This window comes from Streptomyces sp. AMJ-169, assembly GCF_055597585.1.
The window spans coordinates 1-3,359 of the sequence record NZ_JBVLTJ010000037.1 but is presented as its reverse complement, the minus strand read 5'-3'; the positions used below and the strand labels follow the sequence as shown (position 1 = coordinate 3,359).

Here is a 3,359-nt window from a genome sequence, read left to right as displayed (position 1 = left end):
GACTAACCGGTCCCCTTAACGTTCCAGCACCGGGCAGGCGTCAGTCCGTATACATCGCCTTACGGCTTCGCACGGACCTGTGTTTTTAGTAAACAGTCGCTTCTCGCTGGTCTCTGCGGCCACCCCCAGCTCAGGAAGTAAATCCCATCACCAGGCGTGGCCCCCCTTCTCCCGAAGTTACGGGGGCATTTTGCCGAGTTCCTTAACCATAGTTCACCCGAACGCCTCGGTATTCTCTACCAGACCACCTGAGTCGGTTTAGGGTACGGGCCGCCATGAAACTCGCTAGAGGCTTTTCTCGACAGCATAGGATCATCCACTTCACCACAATCGGCTCGGCATCAGGTCTCAGACTATGTGAACGGCGGATTTGCCTACCGTTCGTCCTACACCCTTACCCCGGGACAACCACCGCCCGGGATGGACTACCTTCCTGCGTCACCCCATCACTCACCTACTACAAGTCTGGTCCGTCGGCTCCACCACTTCCCCTTGCCCGAAGGCTCCGGGACGGCTTCACGGACTTAGCATCGCCTGATTCAATGTTTGACGCTTCACAGCGGGTACCGGAATATCAACCGGTTATCCATCGACTACGCCTGTCGGCCTCGCCTTAGGTCCCGACTTACCCTGGGCAGATCAGCTTGACCCAGGAACCCTTAGTCAATCGGCGCACACGTTTCCCACGTGTGAATCGCTACTCATGCCTGCATTCTCACTCGTGAACCGTCCACCACTGCCTTCCGGCGCGGCTTCACCCGGCACACGACGCTCCCCTACCCATCACAGCACCCGTTGGGGCTACACGCTGCAATGACACGACTTCGGCGGTACGCTTGAGCCCCGCTACATTGTCGGCGCGGAATCACTAGACCAGTGAGCTATTACGCACTCTTTCAAGGGTGGCTGCTTCTAAGCCAACCTCCTGGTTGTCTCTGCGACTCCACATCCTTTCCCACTTAGCGTACGCTTAGGGGCCTTAGTCGATGCTCTGGGCTGTTTCCCTCTCGACCATGGAGCTTATCCCCCACAGTCTCACTGCCGCGCTCTCACTTACCGGCATTCGGAGTTTGGCTAAGGTCAGTAACCCGGTAGGGCCCATCGCCTATCCAGTGCTCTACCTCCGGCAAGAAACACACGACGCTGCACCTAAATGCATTTCGGGGAGAACCAGCTATCACGGAGTTTGATTGGCCTTTCACCCCTAACCACAGGTCATCCCCCAGGTTTTCAACCCTGGTGGGTTCGGTCCTCCACGAAGTCTTACCTCCGCTTCAACCTGCCCATGGCTAGATCACTCCGCTTCGGGTCTTGAGCGTGCTACTCAACCGCCCTGTTCGGACTCGCTTTCGCTACGGCTACCCCACTCGGGTTAACCTCGCAACACACCGCAAACTCGCAGGCTCATTCTTCAAAAGGCACGCAGTCACGAGAATGTGCAAGCACATTCCGACGCTCCCACGGCTTGTAGGCACACGGTTTCAGGTACTATTTCACTCCGCTCCCGCGGTACTTTTCACCATTCCCTCACGNATATGCTCCTTAGAAAGGAGGTGATCCAGCCGCACCTTCCGGTACGGCTACCTTGTTACGACTTCGTCCCAATCGCCAGTCCCACCTTCGACAGCTCCCTCCCACAAGGGGTTGGGCCACCGGCTTCGGGTGTTACCGACTTTCGTGACGTGACGGGCGGTGTGTACAAGGCCCGGGAACGTATTCACCGCAGCAATGCTGATCTGCGATTACTAGCAACTCCGACTTCATGGGGTCGAGTTGCAGACCCCAATCCGAACTGAGACCGGCTTTTTGAGATTCGCTCCACCTCACGGTATCGCAGCTCATTGTACCGGCCATTGTAGCACGTGTGCAGCCCAAGACATAAGGGGCATGATGACTTGACGTCGTCCCCACCTTCCTCCGAGTTGACCCCGGCGGTCTCCCGTGAGTCCCCAACCCCTCCGAAGAGAGTTGCTGGCAACACGGGACAAGGGTTGCGCTCGTTGCGGGACTTAACCCAACATCTCACGACACGAGCTGACGACAGCCATGCACCACCTGTACACCGACCACAAGGGGGCACCCATCTCTGGATGTTTCCGGTGTATGTCAAGCCTTGGTAAGGTTCTTCGCGTTGCGTCGAATTAAGCCACATGCTCCGCTGCTTGTGCGGGCCCCCGTCAATTCCTTTGAGTTTTAGCCTTGCGGCCGTACTCCCCAGGCGGGGAACTTAATGCGTTAGCTGCGGCACCGACGACGTGGAATGTCGCCAACACCTAGTTCCCACCGTTTACGGCGTGGACTACCAGGGTATCTAATCCTGTTCGCTCCCCACGCTTTCGCTCCTCAGCGTCAGTATCGGCCCAGAGATCCGCCTTCGCCACCGGTGTTCCTCCTGATATCTGCGCATTTCACCGCTACACCAGGAATTCCGATCTCCCCTACCGAACTCTAGCCTGCCCGTATCGAATGCAGACCCGGGGTTAAGCCCCGGGCTTTCACATCCGACGTGACAAGCCGCCTACGAGCTCTTTACGCCCAATAATTCCGGACAACGCTCGCGCCCTACGTATTACCGCGGCTGCTGGCACGTAGTTAGCCGGCGCTTCTTCTGCAGGTACCGTCACTTTCGCTTCTTCCCTGCTGAAAGAGGTTTACAACCCGAAGGCCGTCATCCCTCACGCGGCGTCGCTGCATCAGGCTTCCGCCCATTGTGCAATATTCCCCACTGCTGCCTCCCGTAGGAGTCTGGGCCGTGTCTCAGTCCCAGTGTGGCCGGTCGCCCTCTCAGGCCGGCTACCCGTCGTCGCCTTGGTGAGCCGTTACCTCACCAACAAGCTGATAGGCCGCGGGCTCATCCTTCACCGCCGGAGCTTTCAACCCCCGCCCATGCAGGCAGAAGTGATATCCGGTATTAGACCCCGTTTCCAGGGCTTGTCCCAGAGTGAAGGGCAGATTGCCCACGTGTTACTCACCCGTTCGCCACTAATCCACCCCGAAGGGCTTCATCGTTCGACTTGCATGTGTTAAGCACGCCGCCAGCGTTCGTCCTGAGCCAGGATCAAACTCTCCGTGAATGTTTACCCGTAATCGGGTGCACAACACTAAGAGCGGAACGAGAGGAGGAATAATCCCCTCGTTCACAGCGTCCTCGCTGTGTTTATTTCAAAGGAACCTCGTCCCGATCAGATGACCGGAGACGGGGTATCAACTAATCTGGCGTTGATTTTTGGCACGCTGTTGAGTTCTCAAGGAACGGTCGCTTCCTTTGTACTCACCCTCGCGGGCTTTCCTCCGGGCTTCCCTTCGTTCTTGCGTTTCCGACTCTATCAGATCTTTTTCCGATCCGATTTCCTCGGTGC

At 57.5% G+C, this 3,359-nt stretch carries 1 protein-coding gene and 1 other annotated feature; the gene reads left to right on the top strand.

Going from position 1 to position 3,359, the window contains the following annotated elements; all coding sequences use genetic code 11:
* Positions 1-3,074 (bottom strand) — a sequence feature (most likely nonfunctional fraction of RNA operon).
* Positions 3,075-3,153: 79 nt separating this feature from the next.
* Positions 3,154-3,359, top strand: a 206-nt coding sequence (locus tag ACYUD3_RS38465) for a hypothetical protein (RefSeq protein ID WP_470981154.1), incomplete at its 3' end; no start/stop codon positions are given.